Source organism: Microbacterium meiriae (assembly GCF_025143875.1).
Taxonomy (GTDB): domain Bacteria; phylum Actinomycetota; class Actinomycetes; order Actinomycetales; family Microbacteriaceae; genus Microbacterium; species Microbacterium meiriae.
Genome location: NZ_JAMBDU010000012.1, coordinates 51,229 through 76,222 on the forward strand (window position 1 = coordinate 51,229; position 24,994 = coordinate 76,222).

Below are 24,994 nucleotides of genomic sequence, written 5' to 3' on the forward strand. Positions count from 1 at the left end.
TCACGTCCTACTTCTTGCCGCCGAAGAGGCCGCCGAGGATCCCGCCGAGGTCGATGCCGCCGCCGGAGCCGCTCTTGCCGCCGCCGAGGAGGCCACCCAGCACGTCACCCAACCCGCCGCCGGAGCCCGAGTCGCCGCCGCCGAGGATGCCGCCGATGACGTCGCCGATCCCGCCGGAGCCCTCCGTGCCCGCATCCGCCTTCGCCGTCTTGTCCTTGGTCGCGTTGGCGATGAGACCCATCACGATCGGCGCGAGGATGGGGAGGAGCTTCCCGAAGTCGATGCCCGGGGTCGCCTTCGACTCCGTCAGCTCCTTCGTGACCTCCTTCTCCTTCCCGCCGAGGATGTGGGAGACGATCTTCTCGCCGTCCTCCTGGTCGATGTCGTCGACCGTCGCCGGGCTCGACGCGCCGCGGTGCTTGCCGAGGGCCTTCTCGATGGCCGCCGATCCTTCCGAGCTCTCCGCGTTCTTCGCGAGTCCGCCGAGGAGCACGGCGCCCCCCTGCTCGACCGCGACCTTGGCCTCGTCACGCGACACTCCGAGCTTCTGCGCGATGTCGTCGAGGGGCACCTGGCTGAGGATGTCGTGAGTCGCCATGGGGATCTCCTTCCGTCGGGGCGTGCGCCCGCGTCACCGTCAGAGTAGTGCGGTGTCGTCGCGCAGGGGAGGGTACGCGCCTGCGACCGGAGCACACCGCCGCGTCGCCTAAAATCGATCCATGCGCGCCGCGGAGATCCAGGACGACCTTGCACAGATCCTCGTCACCGAGGAGGAGATCAACGCCAAGCTCGAAGAGCTCGCGGCGCAGGTCGCGAAGGACTACGAGGGCAAGGACCTCCTCCTCGTCGGCGTGCTGAAGGGCGCGGTCATGGTCATGGCCGACTTCGCACGCGCACTGCCGTTCCACGCGCCGATGGACTGGATGGCGGTGTCGAGCTACGGCGCCAGTACGAAGTCGAGCGGTGTCGTGCAGATCCGGAAGGACCTCGACACCGACCTGCACGGCAAGCACGTGCTCATCGTCGAGGACATCATCGACTCCGGCCTCACGCTGAGCTGGCTGCTGGAGAACTTCGGGTCCCGCGGTGCGGAGTCGATCGAGGTGCTCGCGCTGCTGCGCAAACCGGAGGCCGCGAAGGTCGAGATCGACTGCAAGTACGTCGGCTTCGACATCCCCGTGGAATTCGTCGTCGGCTACGGGCTCGACTACGCCGAGCGCTACCGCAACCTCCGCGACGTCGCGGTGCTGGCGCCCCACGTGTACAGCTGACGCTTCGACAGGCTCAGCGACCCACGCTTCGACAGGCTCAGCGACCCACGCTTCGGCAAGCTCAGCGACCCACGTTTCGGCAAGCTCAGCGACCCAGAGGCGGGAGCGTTGCGCCGTGGGTGAACGCACAGCGGCCCCCTAGCACGGAGGCGATACGCTGATCCGACCATGGATGTGAAGAAGCTCACCCGCAATCCGCTGATCTACGTCGCTCTGATCGGCGTGCTGCTCTTCGGCGGATTCCTGCTGATCTCCAACCTCGGCGCGCCGAAGCAGATCACGACGCAGGAGGGGCTCGAGCTGCTCTCCGGCAAGACCGTGACCGAGGTCGTCACCACCGATGGCGATCAGCGCGTGGACATGACGCTGTCGAAGCCGTTCGAGGGCTCCGAGAACGTCCAGTTCTACTACGTCGAGGCCCGCGCCGACGAGGTGGTCTCCGCGATCGACGCGGCCGCTCCGAAGGACGGCTTCAACGACGCCGTGCCGCGCGCGACCTGGTTCGACGGCTTCCTCTCGCTGCTGCTTCCCCTCGTGCTGCTCGGCCTGCTGTTCTGGTGGCTCCTGTCGTCCATGCAGGGCGGCGGCGGCAAGGTCATGCAGTTCGGCAAGTCCAAGGCCAAGCTCGTCAACAAGGAGACCCCGACGGTCACCTTCGCGGACGTCGCCGGAGCAGACGAGGCGATCGAGGAACTCCACGAGATCAAGGAGTTCCTGCAGGACCCGGCGAAGTTCCAGGCCATCGGCGCCCGCATCCCGAAGGGCGTGCTGCTGTACGGCCCTCCCGGAACCGGAAAGACCCTCCTCGCCCGCGCCGTCGCCGGTGAGGCCGGCGCCCCGTTCTACTCGATCTCCGGTTCCGACTTCGTCGAGATGTTCGTCGGCGTCGGTGCCTCCCGCGTGCGCGACCTCTTCAGCCAGGCCAAGGAGAACGCTCCGGCCATCATCTTCATCGACGAGATCGACGCCGTCGGTCGCCACCGCGGCGCCGGCATGGGCGGCGGAAACGACGAGCGCGAGCAGACGCTGAACCAGATGCTCGTCGAGATGGACGGCTTCGACCCGAACGCGAACGTCATCGTGATCGCGGCCACCAACCGTCCCGACATCCTCGACCCCGCGCTCCTGCGCCCCGGACGTTTCGACCGCCAGATCGGCGTCGACGCCCCCGACCTCAAGGGTCGCCAGAAGATCCTCGAGGTGCACAGCAAGGGCAAGCCGCTGTCGAAGAACGTCGACCTCGAGGTCGTCGCCCGCAAGACCCCCGGCTTCACCGGCGCCGACCTGGCGAACGTGCTGAACGAGGCCGCGCTGCTCACGGCCCGCTCGAACGCGCAGCTCATCGACAACCGCGCCCTCGACGAGGCCATCGACCGTGTGATCGCGGGTCCGCAGCGCCGCACGCGCGTGATGAAGGACAAGGAGAAGCTCATCACGGCGTACCACGAGGGCGGACACGCACTCGCGGCGGCGGCGATGAACTACACGGATCCCGTGACGAAGATCACGATCCTGCCCCGCGGCAAGGCGCTCGGCTACACGATGGTGCTGCCGCTGGACGACAAGTACTCCGTGACCCGGAACGAGCTGCAGGATCAGCTCACCTACGCCATGGGCGGCCGCGTCGCCGAGGAGATCGTCTTCCACGACCCGACCACCGGTGCCTCGAACGACATCGAGAAGGCGACCTCGATCGCTCGCAAGATGGTCATCGAGTACGGCATGACGACGCAGGTCGGCCCCGTCAAGCTCGGCACCGAGGGCGGAGACATGTTCGTCGCCCGCGACATGGGCCGCGGCCGCGAGTACTCGGAGAAGGTCGCGGAGCGCGTCGACGCCGAGGTGCGGGCGCTCATCGAGCAGGCGCACAACGAGGCGTACGCGGTGCTCAGCGAGAACCGCGACATCCTCGACCGTCTCGCTCTGGCCCTCCTCGAGGAGGAGACCCTCGACCACAACCGCATCGCCGAGATCTTCACCGAGGTGAAGAAGCTCCCGGAGCGTCCGCTGTGGCTGTCGAGTGAGGACCGCCCGGTCTCGGAGCGGCCGCCGATCGAGGTCCCGAAGAAGGACGTCTCGCTCGCCGCCTCCGTCGAGGCGCCGACGACCCCGCCGCGCCCGCAGCAGGGCTCCGCCGGAGCGGGCAGCCCTCGTCCCGCGACGGCGTGACGTGACCGTCGACAAGGGACGCGTCGAACGGCTCACCAGGGAACTCCTGGAGGCGATCGGCGAGGACCCCGATCGCCCGGGGATCAAGCAGACTCCCTCCCGGATGGCCGAGCTGTACGCGGAGTTCTTCGCCGGGGTGGGGGAGGATCCCGCCGAGCCGCTCGCGCACACGATCAGCGTGACCCGCGGGCCGGCGCCGGACACCCTGCCCTCCGGCGCGGTGCTCCTGCGCGACATCCGCTTCCGCTCGGTGTGCGAACACCACCTGCTGCCCTTCGCGGGGCATGCGCACATCGCCTACCTTCCGGGCGAGCAGGTCGTCGGTCTCGGTGCGCTCGTGCGCGTCGTCGAGATCCTCGCCGCGCGGCCGCAGGTGCAGGAGCGGCTGGGCGAGCAGATCGCCGACACGATCGCCGAGAACCTCGATGCCCGTGGCGTGCTCGTCGTGCTCGATGCCAGCCACGGCTGCGTGACGATGCGGGGTGGACGGCAGACCGAGGCCTCGACGCTGACCATCGCGGCGCGCGGGGTCTACACCGATCCGGTGGCACGTGCGGAACTGGTGACCCTGATCGGCATGACCGTGCCAGGGGGCGGGACGTCGCGCGCATGACCGGGATCTGGGGCATCGTCAACGTCACGCCCGACTCGTTCAGCGACGGCGGGCGCTACCTCGACGCGGACCGGGCGGTCGCCCACGGCCTTCGCCTGCGAGCCGAAGGGGCGTCCGTCCTCGACGTCGGGGGAGAGTCGACCCGGCCGGGGGCGGAGCGCGTCGGGGTGGAGGAGGAGCAGCGCCGCGTCCTTCCCGTCGTCGAGCAGCTCGCGGCGGCCGGCGTCGTCGTCAGCATCGACACCCTCAACGCGTCGACCGCGGCGGCGGCCGTCCGTGCGGGGGCGCGCATCGTCAACGACGTCTCCGGCGGGCTCGCCGACCCCGACATGCGCGCCGCGGTGGCGGAGTCGGGAGCCGACTTCGCGATCGGGCACTGGCGGGGCTTCTCCGCCGACATGTACGCGAACGCCGACTATCGCCGTGTCGCCCGGGAGGTGGCCGGCGAGCTGCGCGAGCGGATCGGGGAGGCGGCGGCCGCCGGCATCGCGCCGTCCCGCGTGATCGTCGACCCGGGTATCGGGTTCGCCAAGGCGGGCGGCCAGAACTGGGATGTGCTGCGGGGCCTCGACGAGATCGTGGGCCTCGGCTTCCGCGTGCTGGTCGGGACGTCGCGCAAGCGCTTCCTCGCCGACGTGCTGCAGTCGGCGGCGCCGGGCAGTGACGGCGTCTCCGAGGAGCGCCGGGACCTCGCCACCGCGGTGACGAGTGCGCTCGCGATGCGCGCCGGCGCCTGGGCGGTGCGCGTGCACGACGTCGCGGGGACCCGCGACGCCCTTGCGATCACCCGCGCCTGGGAAGGCTGAGTGCGGAGTCGGAGCGTCACCGTACCCTAGAGGCATGGACTTCCTCGACGAGATCGTGCTGACAGGGCTGACTGTGTTCGGCCACCACGGCGTCTACCCGCACGAGCGGGAGAACGGGCAGGAGTTCACGGTCGACCTCCGGCTGCGGCTCTCCCTCGAACAGGCCGCCGCCTCCGACGACGTGGCCGACACGGTCCACTACGGCGAGCTCGCGGAGCGCGTGGCCGCGGTCGTGTCGGGTGAGCCGGTGAACCTCATCGAGACCCTGGCCGAGCGGATCGCGGACGTCGCCCTCGGCGACCGCCGCGTGCAGCAGGTGACCGTGACGGTGCACAAGCCGCAGGCGCCGATCCCGCTGACCTTCGGTGATGTGGCCGTGACGGTGCATCGGACGCGGGCGCCGGAGTCGCTGGAGGACATCACGACATGAGCCGCAACCTCACGCGCCCGCCGGAGGTGCCGGGCCCCCGGCCGCCACGCCCGGAGACGGTGGCGGTCGTGGCGCTCGGCGCCAACCTCGGCGACCGCGAGGACACGATCCGCGCTGCGGCGGCACGAATCGGGCGTCTTCCGCTCGTCTCCGACGTGCGCCTGTCGCGCCTGTTCGAGACGGTGGCGCTCCGCGTGGACGGCCCCGATCCCGACGCCCCCGGCTACGTGAACGCAGTGGCTCTGGTGACCACGCGCCTCGCTCCGGAGATCCTCCTCGGCATGCTGCACGCCATCGAGGACGAGAACGGTCGCGTCCGCGGCGAGCGGTGGGGTGACCGCACTCTGGACCTCGACCTCATCGCCTACGGCGACGTCGTCTCGGACGACCCCCGGATCCAGTTGCCCCATCCGCGGGCGGCGGAGCGGCTGTTCGTCCTGGAGCCCTGGCTCGACGTCGCCCCCGACGCCGAGCTCGCGGGGCGCCGCGTCGCTGATCTGGCGGCGGACCTCCGCGCGCGAGGCGAGGGATGAAGCGCACCTCTGCCGGGCTGCTCGCCGTCCTCGCGCTCGTCGGCGCCGGTGCGGGGTTCATCCTCGACCAGATGCTCACGGCGACCGGTCGAGCCACGTTCACGCCGTCCCTGTTCCTCCCGGTGCTGCTCGTCCTCATCGCCGGCGCATCGCTCGGGGTGGCCTGGCCGGTGCGGCGCAGCGTCCGGTCCGGGGTGCGCATCGACCCGTTCCGTGCCCTGCGGGCCGCGACCCTCGCCCGGGCGTCCAGCCTGCTGGGCGCGATCCTGGCCGGCTTCGGCGCCGGGCTGCTGGCCTTCCTCCTCACGCGCCCCATCGATCCCCCGATAGGGTCGACTGTGGCCATGGTGGCGCTGATCGCGAGTGCGGTCGTGCTCGTCGTCGCCGCTCTCGTCGCCGAACAGTTCTGCACCCTGCCGAAGGATCCTGATGACTCAGAACCCAGAGACCGCGCCCCTGAACCCGGCGGAGGGCACTGACCTCGACGCCCTCGACCAGGGCACGTACACGCGGCTGCGCACGGCACGCAACGAGTCCCGCCTCGAGCTCGACGGCACCTGGCACCAGATCTCGCCGCGCTACGTCGTGTCGCAGATCGTGCAGAACGTCATCTTCCTGGCCATCGTCGTTGCCGCCGCGATCGTCCTGAACATCGTGCTCGAGCAGGACTGGGTGTGGATCCCGGCCGGGATGATCATCCTCATCACGCTCGTGACGCTGATCATCCTCCCGCGACAGGCGCGGGCGATCGGCTACATGCTGCGGGCGGACGACATCGTATTCCGCAAGGGCATCCTGTGGCAGCGCATGATCGCGGTGCCGTACGGGCGTATGCAGCTCGTCGACATCACCCAGGGGCCGCTCGACCGGGCGTTCGGCATCTCCCAGCTCAAGATGGTCACCGCGGCGGCGACCACCGGTGTGCAGATCCCCGGCCTCACCCAGGCAGCGGCCGAGGCGCTGCGCGACACGCTGATCCAGGTCGCCGAGACCCGCCGGACCGGCCTGTGAGCGAGTCGCAGCTTCCCACCGCCGCGCCGGGGCAGACCTCCGCGGGCACGCCGTCGACGCACCTCGCGGACGGCGAATGGCACCGGATGCATCCGCTGACGCCGCTGTTCAAGGGCGGCCTGGCGCTCATCATCGTGGGCGGCATCGTGATCGCGAACATGCGCGACCGGGTCATCGCCTGGCTCGTCGGGCAGTTCGCGCCGGAGGAGGCGCACTACGACGAGTACACCGGGGGCGACCCGGTGGACTGGGTGCTCGCGAACAACTTCGCCCTGATCGCGCTGCTGGGTGTCCTGGCGCTCGTCGTGGTGCTCGTGGCGGTCTTCTGGTTCGTCTGGCGCTTCCAGCAGTTCCGCATCACCGGCGACCACGTCGAGGTGCGAAAGGGCATCATCTTCCGCTCCCATCGCCGCGCGCCCCTCGACCGCGTGCAGGGCGTGAACCTCACGCGGCCGTTCCCCGCACGCATCATCGGCCTCGCGAAGCTCGAGGTCGTGGGCGCGGGCACGGATGCGAACGTCGCGCTGGAGTACCTGGCGACGCCGCGGGCCGAGGGGGTGCGCGCCGAGATCCTCCGACTCGCCTCGGGCGCGCGCGCCGCACGGCACGCCGCCCTCGACCCTCAGGGCGCAGCGACGCCCGACGGGTCCGCTCCGACCTCCGCGCGCGCACAACTCGTCGGCTCGATGAACGAGGGCGTCAACGGCTTGCTCGCCGGAGTGGACCTGCAGGACGTCGTGCCCGAGAGCGTCGTCAAGATCCCCGCCGGCCGACTGATCGGCTCGCAGCTCATCTCCGGGCTGCTGTGGCTGGTGTTCTTCGGCGTGATCTTCGCCATCGCGATCGGCAGCACCCTGATCGGCGTCCTCATCGACGGGGATCCCGACGGCGGGATCGTCCTCCTCGGCATCGGTCTCGGCATGGGCGTCCCGATGCTCATCGCGGTCGTCGGTATCACCTGGGCGCAGATCTCGAAGTCGCTGCGGTACTCCATCGCGCCCACCCCCGACGGCGTGCGCATCACCTACGGACTGCTCACCACCGTCACCGAGACCCTCCCGCCCGGCCGTATCTTCGCGGTCGAGGTGTCGCAGTCCCTGCTCTGGCGGCCGTTCGGCTGGTGGACCATCAAGATCAACCGAATGAGCGGCAAGAGCGCCGCCCAGCAGTCGTCGAGCAGCGGTCAGCAGTTCAACGTCGTGCTGCCCGTCGGCAAGCGCGCGGACGTCGAGCGCGTGCTGTCGCTCGTGCTGCCCGACGTCCCGGCGGAGAGTATCCCCGCGCTGTGGGATCAGGGCGTCGTCGGTCCGGCCGAGAACGACCCCTACCGGACGATGCCGCGCCGGGCGTGGTGGCGGCGGCCGGTCTCCTGGAAGCGCCACGGATACGCGCTGACGACGGACGGACTGCTGCTGCGCCGCGGCATCGTGTGGCGCAAGCTCGCGGTCTTCCCGCTCGCGCGTCTCCAGGGTGTGTCGCTCAGTCAGGGGCCGATCGACCGGGCTCAGGCGGTCTCCGGAGCCCAGGTGCACACCGTGCCCGGACCGATCACCGGCCTCCTGTCGGGTCTCGAGCGGGCCGATGCCCTCGCACTGCTCGACGAGGTCAGCATCGCCGCCGCCGAAGCGGCATCCCGCGACCACACCCACCGGTGGAGCGAGCACGCCGCGGCTCCCGTCGCGCCGCCCGCTCCGCCGCAGTTCGGCGGTCCTGCCGCTCCGATGCCTCCCGCGCCTCCCGTGTTCGGCGGCCCGGCATCAGCCCCGTCCGTGGCACCCGCGCCCCCGGTCGCGCCGCCCTCCGCATCCCCGGGGTCGGCGGCCCCACCTGCTCCGCCGGTGCGGACTCCTGCGGTGACGCCGCCGCCGGCGCCTCCGGTGACCGCGCCCCCGGTCGCACCGCCTCCGGCCCCTCCCGTCACGGCGCCCCCGGTCGCACCCCCACCTGCTCCGCCGGCGCCGCAGACGACCGCGCCTTCGGCCCCGCCGGCGCCGACCGCGCCGCCCGCGCCGCCGGCGCGAACCGACGCGCCGCGCGAGGAGTGAGCGTGGTGCGCGACGGCCGTCTCGGCGTCGGCATCATCGGCGCGGGGCGGGTCGGACCGGTCATCGGCGCGGCGCTGGCCGGGGCCGGGCACGCGATCGTCGGGATCACCAGCGGGTCGGACGACGAGCGTGCGTCGGCGGTGCTCCCCGGCGTCCCGGTGCTGGAGACGCAGGAGGTGGTGCGGCGGTCCGAACTGGTGATCCTCGCGGTCCCTTCCGCTGAGCTGTCGGCCCTGGTCTCGGGCATCGCCGAGCTCGGCGGGTGGCAGATCGGCCAGCTCGTCCTCCACACCGATCCGGCACAGGGCATCGAGGTCCTGCGCCCGGCGGCGGAGCGCGGCGCCATCCCGTTGGCGGTGCATCCGGCGATCACGTTCACCGGGACCTCGATCGATCTCCGGCAGTTGCAGGCAGGATTCGCGGCGGTCACCGCTCCCGCCGCCGTGCTTCCGATCGCCCAGGCGCTGGCCGTCGAGATGGGGTGCGAACCGGTCGTCATCGCGGAGGCCGACCGTGCCGCCTATGCCGACGCGATCGCCACGGCCACGGAGTTCTCCCGTTCGATCATCGGACAGTCCACCTCGCGGCTCCGGGAGATCGGGGTCGAGAATCCGGGCGGCTTCCTGTCGGCCTTGGTGCAGTCGACCGTCGAGCGGGCGTTGCGCGACGCCTCGGACCCGCCACCTCTCGTCTGATCACGCGCCCGCGCCGTGACCCCGGCTCAGCGTCCGCCGGAGAAGCCGCCGCCACCGCCGCCCCCGGAGAAGCCTCCGCCGAACGAGCCGCCGGTGCTGGACGACGTACCGGTGGACGGGGCCGAGTAGGTCGCGGCCGCCGTGGAGGAGCTCATGAACGCCACGAGCGACGTGCGGAGAGCGAAGGACGTGGGGTCGCCGATCCACGTCGGGCCGTACGCCTCCCGGCTGTACGCCGTCTCGAGCACCCGGCCCCACTCGTCCTCCATGCCGAACAGCATCGCGTAGGGGAGGAGGCGCTCGTACACATGGATGACGTCCGCGCCCTCCTCCGTGCGCCGTTCCGCGCCGGTGTAGGACTGCAGCATCCGCAACCGATCCTCCTCCGCGACGCGGATGAACTCGCGCACCCCCTGCAGGTGCTCGTACGCCTGCGCTCCCTCCGGAGTCAGGACCGTGTGCCGAGAGAAGGTGAAGAAGCTCGAAGCCGCGACGAGCAGCGTCCCGACGGAGATGGCCAGAAGCGCGGGTCCCGCAGACAGGCGACCGGATGCCACGGCGACGATGGCGACGACGAGACCCACCACGGCGACGGCGATGGCCACGGACTGCAGGATGACGGCAGCGCGGCTCCGCACCCTGGTCGTCAAGCCCCGGCGGGAGGCCTCCTCCTGGCCCTTCGTCGTCAGCGCGGTCATCCGCGTGGCGAAGGCCTCGCTCTCGGCCGGCAGGTCCACGACGCCGTCCGCATCCGCGTGGAGGAAGAGCGCGTCGAGCGCAGCCTGGTCGAGGGGACTCGGCGCGCTGCCCTGGGGCTGTCGTCGCAGCCGGGGCGCTTCGTCCGACGCCCCTTCCTCGATGCGCAGCGTGCCGCGGACGGCGAGGTGGACGATCTCCGCCGGGACGACGTTCTTCGCGCCGGGGATGAGCGCCGCGGCGAGCAGGGGGGGCTGGTCATCGGGGACGTCGTACTGCGCCACGATGATCCCGGTGGCGCGGCGTCGACGTCGGTCGGCGGCCACGGTCGCCACCCAGCCGGCCGCCGCGAGACCGACGGCGCCGACGGCGGCGACCACCGGCCCGACATCGGCGACGGGGTCGGGGGTCCGCGCGGATGGCTGGACCACCGTGCCGGGGTCGAAGCCGACGGCCACCGTCACCCCGTCCGCCGCTGGCAGCGGTCCGGCCTCGACGCGGAAAGTCGTGGCGTCTCCGTCTGCGACCGGTCCCTCGAGGTCGCAGGGCTCCGTGGAACCGGAAGGACCGATGTAGCACTTCGTCGCCCCGGTGAGATGGCTGCTCAGGGCGGCATCGAATCGGATGTCGGCCCGGAACGCCTCGATCGGCTGCGTGCTGTCGAGGGGGAGGAGGTCCCAGTAGAACTCGTCCGCGGCGCGGGAACCGGACGCGTCGGGTGCGCTCCCGACGATGACGTCGCGCATCTCGTATTCGATGACATAGGTGGTGAGGCCATGGACGAAGTCGTCGTCCCCGGTGAGGACGAAGAGGGTCCCGTCGTCCTCCTCGGTCTCGTACGGGACCGCGGTCCCGTCCTCGTCGGTGACCGCGATGACCCGGGTGTCGATGCCGGCGCCCTTGTACGTCGTCGCCAGGCCCCGCACGATGCCGCGGTTCTGGTCGGCGTCGGGGAAGCGGGCGACCACCGTCTCCGTCACCTGCATGCGCGCCCGGCCATCGTCGTCGAGTCCGACGTCGTAGACCGCATCCCAGGATGCGTACGAGAAGTCGTCGACATCGGCGGCCGCAGCGACCGTCGTCGCCGGGCGTTCCACGGCCATGGCGACCGAGGGGGCGAGGACCGGGATGACGGCGAGGGCGAGGACGGCGCTGGCGCGGAGGATCCGGGTGGGGGCCATGGTTCGAGGCTACCGAGCCCCGCGCCGCGGGAAGAACGCCCGCCGTCGGTCTCCGCCCGACCGGCCGGAGTCCGCCGCGCCATCTCGGTAAACTGGGTACGACTTCCAAGGAGCCCCGCACATGACTGACGCGCCCGCCGCGCCCGAAACGGCCTCGGCCGCCTCTTCCGCCGAAGAGGACATCCACGAGCAGAAGGCCGTCCGCCTCGCCAAGCGCGAGCGCCTGATCGAGAAGCGCGCGGACGCGGGCGGCGGGGCGTTCCCGGTCGCCGTGCCGGTGACGCACAGCATCCCCGCCCTGCGGGCGGAGTACGGCGACCTCGAGCCCGGAGCCGAGACCGGTGTGATCGTCGGCGTCGCCGGCCGCGTGGTCTTCAGCCGCAACACCGGCAAGCTCTGCTTCGCCACCCTCCAGGCCGGGGACGGCACCCGGATCCAGGCGATGGTCTCGCTGGCCAACGTCGGCGAGGAGTCGCTCGCCGAGTGGAAGGAGTTCGTCGACCTCGGGGACCACGTCTTCGTGCACGGCGAGGTCATCTCCAGCCGCCGCGGTGAGCTGTCGATCATGGCGGATGATTGGGCCATCGCCTCGAAGGCGATCCTGCCGCTCCCCAACGCCTACGCCGAGCTCAGCGAAGAGGGCCGGGTACGGAGCCGCTACCTCGACCTCATCGTGCGGGAACAGGCGCGGACGACCGTGCGCGCACGCGCCGCGGTGAACGCCAGCCTGCGGTCCACGTTCGCCGCGCACGGCTACCTCGAGGTGGAGACTCCCATGTTGCAGGTGCAGCATGGCGGCGCATCCGCCCGACCCTTCATCACCCACTCCAACGCCTTCGACACCGAGCTCTACCTCCGCATCGCGCCGGAGCTCTACCTGAAGCGCGCGGTCGTGGGCGGTATCGAGCGCGTGTTCGAGATCAACCGGAACTTCCGCAACGAGGGCGCCGACTCGACCCACAGCCCGGAGTTCGCGATGCTCGAGGCCTACCAGGCCTACGGCGACTACAACCAGATGGCCGCGCTCACCCAGGAGCTCGTCCAGCAGGCGGCGGTCGCGGTCGCCGGGTCGACCACGGTGACCTGGGCGGACGGCACCGAGTACGACCTGGGCGGTGAGTGGGACCGCATCTCGATGTACGAGTCGCTGTCGGCCGCCTCCGGCCGCACCGTCACGCCGACGGACGCCGTCGAGGACCTGATCGCCTTCGCCGAGGCGAACGGCGTCGACGTGCCGCCCCAGGCCACGCACGGGAAGCTCGTCGAGGAGCTCTGGGAGCACTTCGTGAAGGGTGACCTCGTGCGGCCGACCTTCGTCATGGACTTCCCCGTCGACACGTCGCCTCTCGTGCGCGAGCACCGGTCCGTCGAGGGCGTCGTGGAGAAGTGGGACCTCTACATCCGTGGCTTCGAGCTGGCGACCGGCTACTCCGAGCTCGTGGACCCGGTCATCCAGCGGGAACGGTTCGAGGAGCAGGCGAAGCTCGCCGCGCGCGGCGATGTCGAGGCCATGCCGATCGACCAGGAGTTCCTGCGGGCGCTGGAGCACGGCATGCCGCCGTCCGGGGGTATGGGCATGGGCATCGATCGCCTGCTGATGGCGATCACCGGCCTCGGCATCCGCGAGACGATCCTCTTCCCGCTGGTCAAGTAGCCGCGAGCCAGTCACTCTCCACGCCGCCCGCGGAAGGCCCACTCGGGCAGCACGGCACCGCACATCATGGTGTCCAGGAGCAGGGCGAGGCTGTAGTCGGGATCGATCTCCCTGGCCATGTCGAGGTAGCGGCCCGCGTGCGTGGCGCGGCCGAGCGCCCAGGAGAGCCACGCGGCGACCGTGAGCGGTCCGGGGCGCGCTCCTCGTGGCGCCAGGGCGGTGGCGTGTCGGACGGCGTGCAGCGCGGTACGAAGGCGCTCGCCGTCCGGCGCCGGGCCGCGACCGAGGAACACCCGTCCGATGTCGTCGGGTACCGGAGCGCCGGAGGCTGCGAAAGCCAGCTGCGCCTCCATGGTGCGGATCCCGCGGCGGTGATCGGTGGCCCACTGGGCGATGGCCGCGTCGCGCACCGGCGGGCGCCCGAGGCACCACACGAGCGCTGCGGCGGCCAGAGGCTGCAGGGGTTCACGGGCGAGGGCGACGGCTTCGAGGAAGGCGGGGATGTCGTCGAGGAGGGCGTACGCCGCGATCACCTCCGCGTCCGCCGGATCGGAGGCCTCGGCAGGCCCGGACGGGAGCGCGCCGTCGAGTCCGCGCAGCACGCGCGCGACCTGCTGCTCCTCTGCGGCGGAAACCGGAGGCAGTCCCGCGCCGGAGAACTGGTCGCCGGAGACGTCGCCGAGCGCGGAGGCGTCCGGCGGGGGAACGATGTCCGACAGCGGATGCATCGCCGGCTCGGCGTCGTCGTAGCGGGCCCATCCCTCGGGCGTCACGCACAGGGCCTCGACGGCGCGCAGGCCGGCTCCCTCGGCGCAGCCCAGCAGCGTGTCGACCATCACGGCGTGCGGCAGGACCAGACCGTCAGGCGTGCGCTGTGGGAGCTCGTCGGTGTACACCACGACGGCCACCGCGTCGGTGCCAGGTACACGGACGACGAGCTCGACCGCCGCTGCGGCGTAGTGCAGGACCGGGACGGCGGCGTCAGGGAGGTCGAGGCGCATCGCCCCGTCGCTGCGGGTGCCGTGGAACGGGAGGAGGGCGATGCTCTCGCGCGGCGTGAAGCCGGCGAGAGCGGGCACGATACTGAGGAACTGGGCGGAGTCGGAGGCGCGGAGCACGGTTGTCATGAGGAGAGGTTCGCGTGCCTTCGCCCCCGTCGGACCGGTGATGGACCCATGTGGATGAGAATCCTGAGAAGCGCCGCCTGTGCACGATCAGTCGCTCGCGTACGATGGAGGCATGGACAACTTCTGGCTCGCCGCGGCATGGTCGCTCCTGCCGACGGTCGGCGTCAGCATCGTCTTCTTCGTCGTGCTCCGCGGCATCCTGCGGTTCGACCGCACGGAACGGAAGGTCCATGCGCAGATCGAGGCCGAGGAACGCGCCGCGCGCGGGCTGCCTCCGCGGGCCTGAGTCCGACCCATCCGCTACTGTGAAGCGAGCGCGCCGGGTCCGGTGCGCCCCGGGGTGACGATCCCCGGTGTGGGTGAGGGGGCGTGATGACCGCGGAGTCCTGGGGCTGGTGGGTCGCCGCCGTGGTCCTGGTGCTCGACATCATCATCCGCGTCACCGCCGTCATCGTCATCCCGCGCAACCGCCGCCCCACCGCGGCGATGGCCTGGCTCCTCGCCGTGTTCTTCATCCCGGTGGTCGGCGTCTTCCTGTTCCTGCTGATCGGGAACCCCCGCCTGCCGCGCGCGCGGCGCCGGAAGCAGGAACAGATCAACGAGTACATCGCCGAGACGAGCGAGCACCTGCACTTCGGGACGCTGCGGCCCAACGCCCCCGCATGGTTCGGTCCCATCGTGCAGATGAACCAGCGCCTCGGTGCCCTGCCGCTCTCCGGGGACAACGGCGCGCACCTCATCTCGGACTACCAGGAGTCGCTCGACGAGATGGCCGAGGCCATCCGCACCGCGCAGGATTACGTGCACGTGGAGTTCTACATCCTGCAGTCCGACGACTCGACGGACAACTTCTTCCGCGCCCTCGAGGAGGTCGCCGCGCGGGGCGTGGCGGTGCGCGTGCTCCTGGACCACTGGGCGAACCGCGGCAAGCCCCGCTATCGCCAGACCATCGCGCGTCTGAACGAGATGGGCGCCGAGTGGCACCTGATGCTGCCCGTGCAGCCGCTCAAGGGCAAGATGCAGCGGCCGGATCTGCGCAACCACCGCAAGCTCCTCGTCGTGGACGGCAACATCGCCTTCCTGGGGTCTCAGAACATCACGGATTCCACCTACAACCTGCCGAAGAACATCCGGCGCGGTCTGCACTGGGTCGACCTGATGGTCAGGCTCGACGGACCCGTCGTGCTGAGCGTCAACGCGATCTTCCTCAGCGACTGGTACAGCGAGACCGATGTCGTGCTCGAAGAGATCGACATCTCCCACGCCAACATCGGCTCCGGGGACCTGGACTGCCAGGTGGTGCCCTCAGGCCCCGGCTTCGAGGTCGAGAACAACCTGCGGCTGTTCCTCGCGCTCCTCTACGCGGCGAAGAAGCAGATCATGATCGTCAGCCCGTACTTCGTGCCCGACGAGGCCCTGCTGCTGGCGGTCACCGCGGCCGTGGACCGCGGGGTCGAGGTGCAGCTGTTCGTCTCGGAGGAGGGCGACCATGCGATGGTCTACCACGCGCAGCGCAGCTACTACGAAGCGCTGCTGCGCGCCGGCGTGCGGATCTGGATGTACCGGAAGCCGTACATCCTCCACACGAAGAGCCTCACCATCGACGACGAGGTCGCCGTCATCGGCTCGAGCAACATGGACATGCGCTCATTCGGCCTGAACCTCGAGGTCTCGATGCTCGTGCGCGGCGAGGAGTTCGTCGCCGAGATGCGCGAGGTGGAGGACAAGTACCGGTCGCTGAGCAGGGAGCTGACCCTCGAGGAATGGATGCAGCAGCCCCTGCGCTCCACCGTGCTCGACAACCTCGCGCGGCTCACCTCCGCACTGCAGTGAGCGGGCATTCCGTCAACCCCCGTTTCGGGTGGAGGAACCCGCCGCTACCCTGAGGGCATGACTCCCCGCAGGCTCGTGATCGCCGTGTCCTCCGCGCTCGCCGCGGCCCTCGTCCTCGCCGGCTGCACGGTCGGCCCGGGCGGCACCGCACCGCACACCACGTCGGATCCCTCCAGCGGCCCCGGGAACGCCGGGAGCAGCGACGAGCAGGACGACATGGACGCGACGCTCCTCGACGACGGGCGGATGTTCGCCGTCGTGAGCTGGGGATCCTCGACGTGCCTGCCTCAGGTCGATGAGATCACCGCCGAGGGGCAGCGGGTCTCGGTCACCCTCGTCGAACCGGAAGGCGATGGCGCGACGGAGCAGGCGTGCACGGCGGACCTCGCGCCGCGGGCGAGCGTCGGTGCTCTGCCCGAGGGCGTGGACCCGACGAAGGACATCACTCTCGTGGTGACCTACGGCGACCTGCTCGACGAGATCGATGTCGATGCCGACCCCGAGGCCACGGCGACGCCGGGCTCGGCGACCGAGTACCAGCCGTCGGCCGGCTGGTTCGACGACGGCGGGCTCGTCCTGTTGACCTGGGGGTCCTCCAGTTGTGCTCCGGTCGTCGAATCCGCCGAGGCCGACGGATCCACGGGGACCGTGACCTTCGTCACCGACGAGAACCAGGTCTGCACCATGGACATGGCGCCGCGGGCCACGGTGGTCGAATTCCCCGAGGATGACGTCGACGACGACGGTCCGTTCCAGCTGACGCTCGTCGGTGGCGGCCTCGACGGCACGGTCGAGGTGCGCTGAGTCCGCAGCCCCTGGTCAGAGGATGTGCACCGGGTGCCCGGTGGGCAGCGCCAGCAGGAGCGCACCGGGGTCCGCCCGGCAGGTGACGTGCACGGCCTCCCCGAACTCGTCGCCGTCGAGCTCGATCGGCGTGGGGCCGGGTGCGGCGGCCTCGGCGCGGGCGCCGCGGAAGTAGTGAACGGACGCGTCCGTGCCGCGGCGATCGAGCACGAAGCGTCCGGCGCGGAAGCGGCGCAGCACGGAGTTGTCCCACCAGATCTTCCGCCAGACGCCCAGCCAGCCGAGAACGCCGGTGGGCTGGATGACCGCGACGTCGAGGGTGGCGTCCGTGATGGAGGCGTCCGGGATGAGGGAGATGCCCGCCGGGAGGGTGCCGCAGTTCGCGAACAGGATGCTGTGCACCTTCGTGGAGTGCAGGCGTCCCGTGCCGATCTGGTACACGGCGCGGAAGGGCTTCGCGCGCGGAAGGGACCGCGCCGCGCCGTCGACGTACGCGATCCAGCCGACGGACTTCTTCAGGTCGGCTCGGGTGTTGGCGATCATGTCGGCGTCGAGACCGATGCCGGCGAGCACGACGAAGGCGTGCTCCTCCTCGCTGCCGTCCTCCCTGGTCATCCGTGCCCACCCGATGTCGATCGGATGGTGGAAGTCGCCCAGCGCGGCGCGGATCATCTCCGCAGGGTCGGTCAGCGGGAGGCCGAGGTTCCGCGCGAGGAGATTCCCGGTGCCGCTCGGGAGGATCGCGAGTGGGACACCCGTGCGGGCGATGGCTTCGGCGACCGCCCGCACCGTGCCGTCGCCGCCGGCCACGAGCACGACGTCCACCCCGCGTGCGAGCGCTTCCGCCGTCGCACCCTGCCCCGCGTCCTCGATGGTCGTCGGATAGAAAGCGGGGTGATCCCACCCCGCTTCGCGGGAGAGGTCGCGGACCTGAGCGCGCAGGCGCTTCCCGTCCACTTTCACCGGGTTGTACACGAGCGCCGCCTGCTTCAGGACGGGGGGACTCGTGGTCATGGCGCTACTCTAGACCGCCCGCCCGGGCCCTCCCTTCGCACCTCGTAGACTTGCGGGATGATCGACCTCGCACTCCTCCGCGACAACCCGGAGATCGTCCGCCGTTCGCAGGCTGCCCGTGGCAACGACCAGAGCACCGTCGACGTCGCACTCGAGGCCGACCGATCGCGCCGCGCCGCGCTCGCCGCATTCGAGGAGCTGCGCGCCGAGCAGAACGCGTTCGGCAAGCAGGTCGCGAAGGCACCCAAGGAGGAGAAGGCCGCCCTGGTCGCGCAGGCCAAGGACCTCGCCGACCGGGTCAAGCAGGCGCAGCAGGCGGCGAACGAGGCGGCCGAGGCCGCGGCCACGGCACTGGCGCGGATCGAGAACGTCGTCATCGACGGTGTCCCCGCCGGCGGTGAGGAGGACTTCGTCGAATTGCGCCGCGTGGGCGAGGTCCCCGCGTTCGACTTCGAGCCGCGCGACCACCTCGAGCTCGGTGAGATGCTCGGCGCCATCGACATGGAGCGCGGGGCCAAGGTCTCCGGAGCGCGCTTCTACTTCCTCCGCGGGATCGGCGCCCGGCTCGAGATCGCGCTCATGAACCTCGCTCTCGACAAGGCGCTGCAGAACGGCTTCGTCCCGCTCATCACGCCCACCCTCGTGCGCCCTGAGATCATGCAGGGCACCGGCTTCCTCGGCGAGCACGCTGACGAGGTCTACCACCTCGACAAGGACGACGACCTCTACCTGGTCGGCACGAGCGAGGTCGCCCTCGCCGGCTACCACAAGGACGAGATCGTCGATCTGGCACCTGGTGCGCTCCGTTACGCCGGATGGTCGACCTGCTACCGCCGTGAGGCCGGCTCGCACGGCAAGGACACCCGCGGGATCATCCGCGTGCACCAGTTCAACAAGCTGGAGATGTTCGTCTACACCACGGCCGAGGACGCCGAGGCTGAGCACCTGCGCCTCGTCGCTCTCCAGGAGGAGATGCTGACCTCGCTCGGTCTCGCGTACCGGGTGATCGACGTGGCGGCAGGTGACCTCGGGTCGAGCGCAGCCCGCAAGTACGACATCGAGGCGTGGGTGCCCACCCAGGGAGCGTTCCGCGAGCTGACCTCCACGTCGAACTGCACGACCTTCCAGGCGCGTCGTCTCGACGTGCGATACCGCCCGACGGCGGAGGACGGTGGCACGGCACCGAAGACCCAGCATGTCGCGACCCTCAACGGCACGCTCGCGACCACGCGCTGGATCGTCGCCCTGCTCGAGACGCATCAGCAGGCGGACGGCTCGGTACGGGTCCCCGAGGTCCTGCGCCCCTACCTCGGCGGACTCGAGGTGATCCGCCCGCTCGCCGACGAGCAGAGCACCCGGTGACGGCGCCCTGGCTGGTCGGCCTCGACGTCGACGGGACCATCCTCCTCCAGGACGAGACGATGAGCCCCGGGGTTCCCGAGGCCATCACCCGTGTCCGCGAGGCGGGGCACGTGGTCACCATCGCCACCGGCCGCAGCTGGATGGCGACCCGCCGCTATGTGGAGGAGCTCGGCCTCACCGCCGACTACGTGGTGTGTTCCAACGGTGCCGTGACGATGCGCCGAGACGGGGATGACTGGGAGCGCTGGCACGTCGAGACCTTCGACCCGACACCCGTGCTGGCCCTGTTGCGGGATCGGCTTCCGGACGCCCGGTACATGGTCGAGCTCGGCTCCGGCCAGCGCCTGTTCACCGAGCAGCTCGACGACTGGACTCTCGACGGCGGACGCCAGGTCGACTTCGAGGAGCTCGGAGCCCTTCCCGTCTCCCGGATCGTCGTCGTCTCGCCCGGACACGACGAGGACGACTTCCATCGGCTCGTCGCCGACGCCGGCCTCAACGAGGTCTCCTATGCGATCGGGTGGACGGCCTGGCTGGACATCGCTCCGCAGGGCGTCGACAAGGGCACGGCCCTGGAGCGTGTGCGGGACGAACTCGGTCTCGACGCTGCGCGGGTGCTCGTCGCCGGGGACGGACGCAACGACATCGGCATGTTCGGCTGGGCCCGCAGCGGCGGCGGACGCGCGGTGGCCATGGGACAGGCGCCGGTCGAGGTGAAGGACGCCGCGGGGGAGATCACCGCCGACGTCGAGCGGGGAGGGCTCGCCGCCGCCCTGAACACGCTTCCAGCGCCCGCCCAGGTCGACGCCGGAGAATAGAACTCGGCTAGACTCGCGCCTGGTCGACAGAAGTTTCTGTCGGGAGGGTTGTCCGAGCGGCCGATGGAGCTGGTCTTGAAAACCAGTGGGCAGAGATGTCTCGTGGGTTCGAATCCCACACCCTCCGCTTCCTGAGCGCGGTACCCCCGCCGTCGCTGAATCCGAAAGGGCCCGAGTGAGCGAGAACACCCGACGCCGCCGCACCGTCGCGCGACATGGTCAGCTGCGCTCGCCCGGTCCCGTCAGCCAGCTCCTCCGGCTTCTCGCGATCAGCATGGCGGTGGTGCTCGTCAGCGGCATCGGCGTCGCGGCCTACTTCTACCTCGACTTCTCCAGCACCGTCTCCGCGAACGCCGTCGATCTCGACGGGCAGGAAGACCTGCCGCCGGACATCGGGGCCTACAAGGGTGGGTTCAACCTCGTCCTCGCCGGAGTCGACACCTGCGAGGACGACTACAAGCAGTACTTCGGCGACCGGTGCACCGGCGGCGACGCCGAGGGCACGCTCAACGACGTGAACCTGCTCGTGCACGTGTCCGAGGAGCCGCGGCGGATCACCGTCGTCAGCTTCCCGCGTGACCTCATGATCCCGATCCCGTCGTGCGAGGACGAGGACGGCAACGCCACGGCCGCGATGAGCAAGCAGCCGCTCAACGTCGCGTACACCGACGGCGGGCTGAACTGCGTCGTCCGTACGATCTCGGCGCTCACGGACCAGGAGGTGCAGTTCGCCGCCTCCGTGACGTTCGGTGGTGTCATCGAGATCACCAACGCGATCGGCGGGGTCGACGTCTGCCTCGCGAACCCGATCCGGGACCGCTACACGGGTCTGGACATGGCGGCCGGCACGCACACCGTCCAGGGCCTCGAGGCTCTGCAGTTCCTCCGCACCCGGCACGGCGTCGGCGACGGCAGCGACCTGGGCCGCATCGGCAACCAGCAGCAGTACATGTCCAGTCTCGCCCGCAAGCTCATCAGCGGCGAGGTGCTGGGCAACGTGCCGGTCATGCTGAAGCTCGCCAACACCGGCATCCAGAACCTGGAGACGAGCACGTCGCTCGCCGACCCGATGATGATCGTGCAGATCGCGCTGGCCGTGAAGTCGGTGCCGTTCGAGGACATCGTGTTCGTGCAGTATCCGACCCTGGAGGACTGGGACGACCCGAACAAGGTCGTGCCGAACGAGGAGGCCGCCGCCGCCCTCTGGGACGCGATCGAGGCCAACGCCCAGTTGCAGATCACGCACGAGAACACCAGCAACGATGGCGTCGTCGTGGAGGAACCGACGACTCCGACCGAGCCCACGGAGCCCACCACGCCGACACAGGGGGCGACGCCGACCCCCACGACGGCTCCGGACGTCGTGGCGCTTCCCGATTCCATCAAGGGCAACTCCGCCGCGCAGCAGACGTGCTCGAACGGCAACGTGCGCTGAGCGGGGCTCAGGAGCTCCGCGGGCGATAGGCCGCCGGCGGATGCGTCGCGGCGACGAGGGCGCGAAGCTCCGAGAGCTCGGCCGGCGCCGCGCCCAGAGCCCGCGCCTGGACGAGGACGTTGCCGAGGGCTGTCGCCTCGACAGGCCCTGCCAGGACGGGAAGCCCGGTGCGGTCCGCCGTCGCCTGACACAGCAGCCGGTTGAGAGACCCGCCGCCGACGAGGTGGACGACGTCGAGAGACTGCCCGGAGAGCCGGCCCGCCGTGCGGACCGCGTCGGCGAACGCGGCGGCGATGCTCTCCACGACGAGCCGGACGAACGCCGGACGATCGGTGGGCGCGACGGCACCGTGTGCGTGCAGGAGGCCAGCGATACGCGTCGGCATGTCCCCGGGGGCCGACAGCGAGGGGTCGTTCGCGTCGAACACGGCGGAGGGCGGCGCCGTGGCGGCCGCCTGGTCGAGAAGCCCGGACAGGTCGATGGCCTTGCCGTCTTCGCTCTCCCACGCGCGCACGGTCTCGCTGAGGAGCCAGAGACCGGTCACGTTGTGGAGGACGCGGAACCGATCGTCCACACCGCGTTCGTTGGTGAAGTTCGCTTCCCTGGCCGCGTCCGTGAGGATCGGCTGAGCGTGCTCCACACCGACCAGCCCCCAGGTGCCGCAGGAGATGTACGCGGCGCGGGGCGATGTCATCGGAACGGCGGCCACCGCCGACGCGGTGTCGTGCGAACCGACCGCGATCACCGGCAGATCGGCGCCGATGCGCTCTGCCACCTCCGGGCGCAGCCGGCCGATGACCGTGCCGGGATCGACGAGGTCCGGCAGGAGGGAGGCGTCGATCCCGAGACGGGTCGCGAGCGCCACATCCCAGGTGCCGGACTCCACGTCCAGCAGGCCTGTCGTCGAGGCGTTGGTCCGTTCGGCGACGCGGGCACCGGTGAGGAGGAAGGCGAGGAGGTCCGGGATGAGGAGCGCGGTGTCGGCGTCGTGCCGGAGCTCGTCCGCCCGGAGCTGGTAGAGCGTGTTGAACGGGAGGAACTGCAGGCCGTTGCGGGCGTGGAGCTCCTCGAACGGGACGAGGGCGTGGACCTCGTCCACGCCGCCGGCGGTGCGGTCGTCGCGGTAGTGGAACGGCTCGGCGAGCAGCTCACCGGCACGCAGGAGGCCGTAGTCGACCGCCCACGAGTCGATCCCGATGGACTCGATGTGCGGTTCCCGGCGCACCGCTTCCGCGAGGCCGTCGAGGACATGGGCGACGAGGGCGTCGAAGTCCCAGTGCAGACCGTCGGCGCGGGTCACCGGTCCGTTCGGGAACCGCGACACGGGCTCGAGCTCCAGGACACCCGGTCCCACTCGGCCGATCATCACCCGACCGCTCGTGGCGCCGAGATCCACCGCCGCGACCGCACGGACGTGCCGTACGGTCGCGGGCGAGCGGTCGTCGGTCATCGCAGGAACGCCGCGGCGACGCCGGAGTCGACGGGGATGTGCAGACCGGTGGTGCGGCTCAGCTCCGGGCCGGTCAGCACATAGACGGCGTCCGCGACGTTCTCCGGCACGACTTCGCGCTTGAGGATCGTGCGGTCGGCGTAGAACTGGCCGAGGTCCTCTTCCTTGACGCCGTACGTGGCCGCCCGGTTCGCTCCCCAGCCGGAGGCGAATATCCCGGACCCGCGGACCACGCCGTCGGGGTTGATGCCGTTGACCCGGATGCCGTGCGCGCCGAGCTCCACGGCGAGCAGCCGCACCTGGTGCGCCTGGTCGGCCTTCGTCGCCGAGTACGCGATGTTGTTCGGGCCGGCGAAGACGGAGTTCTTGGAGGAGATGTAGATGATGTCGCCGCCGAGTCCCTGGTCGATGAGCACGCGCGCGGCGGTCTTCGAGACGAGGAACGAGCCCTTCGCCATCACGTCGTGCTGGAGATCCCAGTCCTTCTCGGTCGTCTCCAGCAGAGGCTTCGACAGCGACAGGCCGGCGTTGTTCACCACGAGGTCGATGCCGCCGAACGCGAGCACCGCCTGGTCGATCGCGGCCTGCACCGCATCGGCGTCGGCGACGTTCGCGGCCACGCCGATCGCCACGTCGTCGTTCCCGAGCTCGGCGGCCGCGGCCCTGGCCTTGTCCAGGTCCAGGTCGGCGACGACCACACAGGCGCCCTCCGCGGCGAGGCGGGTCGCGATGGCCTTGCCGATCCCGCTCGCGGCACCGGTGACGAGGGCGATGCGGCCCTGGTGGGACTTCGGCTTCGGCATGCGCTGCAGCTTCGCCTCCTCCAGCGCCCAGTACTCGATGCGGAACTTCTCGGCGTCGGAGATGGGGGAGTACGTGGACAGCGCCTCGGCACCGCGCATGACGTTGATGGCGTTCACGTAGAACTCGCCGGCGACCCGAGCGGTCTGCTTGTTCGCCCCGTAGGAGAACATGCCGACGCCGGGCACGAGGACGATCAGCGGATCCGCGCCGCGGATCGCCGGCGACTCGGCCGTGGCGTGGGCGTCGTAGTAGGCCTGGTAGTCGGCGCGGTAGGCGGCGTGGAGCTCCCGCAGCCGTGCGGTCTGCTCCTCCACGGTCGCCGTGACAGGGAGGTCGAGGAGGAGCGGCTTGACCTTGGTGCGCAGGAAGTGATCGGGGCAGCTCGTGCCGAGGGCGGCGAGGGCCGGGGCCTTCTCGGAGGCGAGGAAGTCGAGGACCACGTTGCTGTCGGTGAAGTGACCGACCATCGGCTTGTCCGTCGACGCGAGCCCGCGGATGGTTCCGGCGAGGGCGGCCGCCCGCGCGCGGCGCTCCGGCTCCGGCAGGGCTTCGAAGCCCGAGCGCGTGCCGCCGAACGGTTCGGGGGACCCGTGCTCCGCGATGTAGGCGGCGGCGGTGTCGATGATCCAGAGGGAGTTCGCCTCCGCCTCCTCGGAGGAATCGCCCCAGGCGGTGATGCCGTGTCCGCCGAGGATCGTGCCGATGGCCTGCGGGTTCGCCGCCTTGATCTCCGCGATGTCCAGCCCCAGCTGGAAGCCCGGGCGGCGCCACGGCACCCAGACGACCCGGTCGCCGAAGATCGCTCTCGTGAGCTCCTCGCCGTCGGCGGCGGTGGCGATCGCGATGCCCGAGTCGGGATGGAGGTGGTCCACGTGCGGGGCATCGACCAGGCCGTGCATCGCGGTGTCGATCGAGGGGGCGGCGCCGCCCTTGCCGTGGAGGCAGTAGTCGAAGGCGGCGACCATCTCGTCCTCCCGCTCGACGCCCGGATAGACGTCGACGAGCGCGCGCATGCGATCGAGGCGGAGGACGGCCAGGCCGTTCTCGGTCAGCGTGCCGAGGTCCCCGCCCGACCCCTTGACCCAGAGGAGCTCGACCGGCTGCCCGGTCACGGGGTCGATCTCGGTGCCCTTGGCGGACGTGTTGCCGCCGGCGTAGTTCGTGTTCTTGGGGTCGGCGCCCAGGCGGTTGCTCCGCGCGAGTAGTTCGGCGGCGGTGGGGTTCGTCATGCGAGTCCTCGGTT

Annotated in this window: 23 protein-coding genes and 1 tRNA gene; 18 read left to right on the top strand and 6 right to left on the bottom strand. The window is 70.7% G+C overall.

The window, feature by feature from the left end; translation table 11 throughout:
* Nucleotides 1-7: 7 nt before the first annotated feature.
* Entirely contained in the window at nt 8-598 is a 591-nt protein-coding gene (locus M4D53_RS09260) for a DUF937 domain-containing protein (RefSeq protein ID WP_259953597.1), read from the bottom strand.
* Nucleotides 599-719: 121 nt separating this feature from the next.
* Here M4D53_RS09260 and hpt point away from each other — a divergent pair, with 121 nt between their 5' ends.
* From hpt to M4D53_RS09310, 10 genes are all read left to right on the top strand, one after another.
* The gene (hpt, locus tag M4D53_RS09265; RefSeq protein ID WP_187663213.1) at nt 720-1,271 is read left to right on the top strand and encodes a hypoxanthine phosphoribosyltransferase; all 552 of its coding nucleotides are present in this window, start codon (nt 720-722) and stop codon (nt 1,269-1,271) included.
* A gap of 168 nt (nt 1,272-1,439) precedes the next feature.
* Nucleotides 1,440-3,440 (top strand): ATP-dependent zinc metalloprotease FtsH, encoded by a 2,001-nt coding sequence (gene ftsH / locus M4D53_RS09270; RefSeq protein ID WP_187663214.1) that lies wholly within the window; start codon nt 1,440-1,442, stop codon nt 3,438-3,440.
* Between the two features lies 1 nt (nt 3,441).
* Nucleotides 3,442-4,053, top strand: coding sequence for a GTP cyclohydrolase I (gene folE, locus M4D53_RS09275; protein ID WP_187663215.1), 612 nt, complete (start codon nt 3,442-3,444; stop codon nt 4,051-4,053).
* Nucleotides 4,050-4,859, top strand: a complete 810-nt coding sequence (gene folP, locus M4D53_RS09280) for a dihydropteroate synthase (RefSeq protein ID WP_259953601.1) — start codon at nt 4,050-4,052, stop codon at nt 4,857-4,859. The genes folE and folP overlap by 4 nt, the downstream gene beginning before the upstream one ends.
* Before the next feature lie 34 nt (nt 4,860-4,893).
* The gene (gene folB / locus M4D53_RS09285; RefSeq protein WP_259953603.1) at nt 4,894-5,289 is read left to right on the top strand and encodes a dihydroneopterin aldolase; all 396 of its coding nucleotides are present in this window, start codon (nt 4,894-4,896) and stop codon (nt 5,287-5,289) included.
* The gene (gene folK / locus M4D53_RS09290; protein WP_187663218.1) at nt 5,286-5,822 is read left to right on the top strand and encodes a 2-amino-4-hydroxy-6-hydroxymethyldihydropteridine diphosphokinase; all 537 of its coding nucleotides are present in this window, start codon (nt 5,286-5,288) and stop codon (nt 5,820-5,822) included. The genes folB and folK overlap by 4 nt, the downstream gene beginning before the upstream one ends.
* On the top strand, nt 5,819-6,301 hold the full coding sequence (locus M4D53_RS09295; protein WP_259953606.1) for a DUF3180 domain-containing protein: 483 nt from the start codon (nt 5,819-5,821) through the stop codon (nt 6,299-6,301). Before folK ends, M4D53_RS09295 begins: the two co-directional genes overlap by 4 nt.
* Nucleotides 6,252-6,833 (top strand): PH domain-containing protein, encoded by a 582-nt coding sequence (locus M4D53_RS09300; RefSeq protein WP_259953608.1) that lies wholly within the window; start codon nt 6,252-6,254, stop codon nt 6,831-6,833. The genes M4D53_RS09295 and M4D53_RS09300 overlap by 50 nt, the downstream gene beginning before the upstream one ends.
* The gene (locus M4D53_RS09305) at nt 6,830-8,878 is read left to right on the top strand and encodes a PH domain-containing protein (protein WP_259953612.1); all 2,049 of its coding nucleotides are present in this window, start codon (nt 6,830-6,832) and stop codon (nt 8,876-8,878) included. Before M4D53_RS09300 ends, M4D53_RS09305 begins: the two co-directional genes overlap by 4 nt.
* Before the next feature lie 2 nt (nt 8,879-8,880).
* Nucleotides 8,881-9,573 carry a DUF2520 domain-containing protein gene (locus M4D53_RS09310; RefSeq protein WP_259953614.1) on the top strand — a complete coding sequence of 231 codons (693 nt, stop codon included), beginning with the start codon at nt 8,881-8,883 and terminating at the stop codon, nt 9,571-9,573.
* A 26-nt stretch (nt 9,574-9,599) separates the two neighbouring features.
* Here the strand turns inward: M4D53_RS09310 and M4D53_RS09315 are convergent, their stop codons facing one another.
* The gene (locus M4D53_RS09315) at nt 9,600-11,450 is read right to left on the bottom strand and encodes a DUF2207 family protein (protein ID WP_259953616.1); all 1,851 of its coding nucleotides are present in this window, start codon (nt 11,448-11,450) and stop codon (nt 9,600-9,602) included.
* Nucleotides 11,451-11,571: 121 nt separating this feature from the next.
* Between M4D53_RS09315 and lysS the strand changes: the two genes are divergently transcribed.
* Entirely contained in the window at nt 11,572-13,104 is a 1,533-nt protein-coding gene (gene lysS, locus M4D53_RS09320) for a lysine--tRNA ligase (RefSeq protein ID WP_187663223.1), read from the top strand.
* Nucleotides 13,105-13,115: 11 nt separating this feature from the next.
* Here lysS and M4D53_RS09325 read toward each other — a convergent pair whose 3' ends face one another.
* Complete coding sequence (locus M4D53_RS09325) at nt 13,116-14,231, bottom strand: DUF4192 family protein (RefSeq protein WP_259953618.1); 1,116 nt, start codon at nt 14,229-14,231, stop codon at nt 13,116-13,118.
* A 112-nt stretch (nt 14,232-14,343) separates the two neighbouring features.
* Between M4D53_RS09325 and M4D53_RS09330 the strand changes: the two genes are divergently transcribed.
* From M4D53_RS09330 to M4D53_RS09340, 3 genes are all read left to right on the top strand, one after another.
* A complete protein-coding gene (locus M4D53_RS09330; RefSeq protein WP_167627854.1) occupies nt 14,344-14,517 on the top strand; it encodes a hypothetical protein in 174 nt (57 codons plus the stop codon).
* Between the two features lie 86 nt (nt 14,518-14,603).
* Nucleotides 14,604-16,064 (top strand): cardiolipin synthase, encoded by a 1,461-nt coding sequence (gene cls / locus M4D53_RS09335; protein ID WP_259953625.1) that lies wholly within the window; start codon nt 14,604-14,606, stop codon nt 16,062-16,064.
* A 57-nt stretch (nt 16,065-16,121) separates the two neighbouring features.
* Complete coding sequence (locus M4D53_RS09340) at nt 16,122-16,868, top strand: hypothetical protein (RefSeq protein ID WP_259953627.1); 747 nt, start codon at nt 16,122-16,124, stop codon at nt 16,866-16,868.
* A gap of 15 nt (nt 16,869-16,883) precedes the next feature.
* On the opposite strand, the gene M4D53_RS09345 is transcribed toward M4D53_RS09340, so the two are convergent.
* Nucleotides 16,884-17,882: a diacylglycerol/lipid kinase family protein gene (locus M4D53_RS09345; RefSeq protein ID WP_187663227.1), complete on the bottom strand. Its 999-nt coding sequence runs from the start codon at nt 17,880-17,882 to the stop codon at nt 16,884-16,886.
* A gap of 57 nt (nt 17,883-17,939) precedes the next feature.
* Here M4D53_RS09345 and serS point away from each other — a divergent pair, with 57 nt between their 5' ends.
* The 4 genes from serS (at nt 17,940) to M4D53_RS09365 (ending at nt 21,497) form a co-directional block, all read left to right on the top strand.
* Nucleotides 17,940-19,244 (top strand): serine--tRNA ligase, encoded by a 1,305-nt coding sequence (serS, locus tag M4D53_RS09350; RefSeq protein ID WP_259953629.1) that lies wholly within the window; start codon nt 17,940-17,942, stop codon nt 19,242-19,244.
* Complete coding sequence (locus M4D53_RS09355) at nt 19,241-20,062, top strand: HAD family hydrolase (protein WP_187663229.1); 822 nt, start codon at nt 19,241-19,243, stop codon at nt 20,060-20,062. The genes serS and M4D53_RS09355 overlap by 4 nt, the downstream gene beginning before the upstream one ends.
* A gap of 42 nt (nt 20,063-20,104) precedes the next feature.
* A tRNA-Ser gene (locus M4D53_RS09360) sits at nt 20,105-20,189 on the top strand.
* Between the two features lie 48 nt (nt 20,190-20,237).
* A complete protein-coding gene (locus M4D53_RS09365) occupies nt 20,238-21,497 on the top strand; it encodes an LCP family protein (protein WP_187663230.1) in 1,260 nt (419 codons plus the stop codon).
* A gap of 7 nt (nt 21,498-21,504) precedes the next feature.
* Here the strand turns inward: M4D53_RS09365 and M4D53_RS09370 are convergent, their stop codons facing one another.
* Together M4D53_RS09370 and M4D53_RS09375 are read right to left on the bottom strand one after the other, a co-directional pair.
* Nucleotides 21,505-22,947: a rhamnulokinase gene (locus tag M4D53_RS09370; RefSeq protein ID WP_259953631.1), complete on the bottom strand. Its 1,443-nt coding sequence runs from the start codon at nt 22,945-22,947 to the stop codon at nt 21,505-21,507.
* A complete protein-coding gene (locus M4D53_RS09375) occupies nt 22,944-24,980 on the bottom strand; it encodes a bifunctional aldolase/short-chain dehydrogenase (RefSeq protein WP_259953632.1) in 2,037 nt (678 codons plus the stop codon). Before M4D53_RS09375 ends, M4D53_RS09370 begins: the two co-directional genes overlap by 4 nt.
* Nucleotides 24,981-24,994: the final 14 nt, after the last annotated feature.

Coding starts and splice junctions, on each gene's coding strand:
- M4D53_RS09370 (WP_259953631.1), bottom strand. CDS start 22,947: ATGACCGACGACCGCTCGCCCGCGACCGTACGGCACGTCCGTGCGGTC.
- M4D53_RS09330 (WP_167627854.1), top strand. CDS start 14,344: ATGGACAACTTCTGGCTCGCCGCGGCATGGTCGCTCCTGCCGACGGTC.
- hpt (WP_187663213.1), top strand. CDS start 720: ATGCGCGCCGCGGAGATCCAGGACGACCTTGCACAGATCCTCGTCACC.
- M4D53_RS09260 (WP_259953597.1), bottom strand. CDS start 598: ATGGCGACTCACGACATCCTCAGCCAGGTGCCCCTCGACGACATCGCG.
- M4D53_RS09325 (WP_259953618.1), bottom strand. CDS start 14,231: ATGACAACCGTGCTCCGCGCCTCCGACTCCGCCCAGTTCCTCAGTATC.
- M4D53_RS09295 (WP_259953606.1), top strand. CDS start 5,819: ATGAAGCGCACCTCTGCCGGGCTGCTCGCCGTCCTCGCGCTCGTCGGC.
- M4D53_RS09345 (WP_187663227.1), bottom strand. CDS start 17,882: ATGACCACGAGTCCCCCCGTCCTGAAGCAGGCGGCGCTCGTGTACAAC.
- folB (WP_259953603.1), top strand. CDS start 4,894: ATGGACTTCCTCGACGAGATCGTGCTGACAGGGCTGACTGTGTTCGGC.
- cls (WP_259953625.1), top strand. CDS start 14,604: ATGACCGCGGAGTCCTGGGGCTGGTGGGTCGCCGCCGTGGTCCTGGTG.
- ftsH (WP_187663214.1), top strand. CDS start 1,440: ATGGATGTGAAGAAGCTCACCCGCAATCCGCTGATCTACGTCGCTCTG.
- M4D53_RS09340 (WP_259953627.1), top strand. CDS start 16,122: ATGACTCCCCGCAGGCTCGTGATCGCCGTGTCCTCCGCGCTCGCCGCG.
- serS (WP_259953629.1), top strand. CDS start 17,940: ATGATCGACCTCGCACTCCTCCGCGACAACCCGGAGATCGTCCGCCGT.
- lysS (WP_187663223.1), top strand. CDS start 11,572: ATGACTGACGCGCCCGCCGCGCCCGAAACGGCCTCGGCCGCCTCTTCC.
- folP (WP_259953601.1), top strand. CDS start 4,050: ATGACCGGGATCTGGGGCATCGTCAACGTCACGCCCGACTCGTTCAGC.
- folK (WP_187663218.1), top strand. CDS start 5,286: ATGAGCCGCAACCTCACGCGCCCGCCGGAGGTGCCGGGCCCCCGGCCG.
- M4D53_RS09315 (WP_259953616.1), bottom strand. CDS start 11,450: ATGGCCCCCACCCGGATCCTCCGCGCCAGCGCCGTCCTCGCCCTCGCC.
- M4D53_RS09375 (WP_259953632.1), bottom strand. CDS start 24,980: ATGACGAACCCCACCGCCGCCGAACTACTCGCGCGGAGCAACCGCCTG.
- M4D53_RS09300 (WP_259953608.1), top strand. CDS start 6,252: ATGACTCAGAACCCAGAGACCGCGCCCCTGAACCCGGCGGAGGGCACT.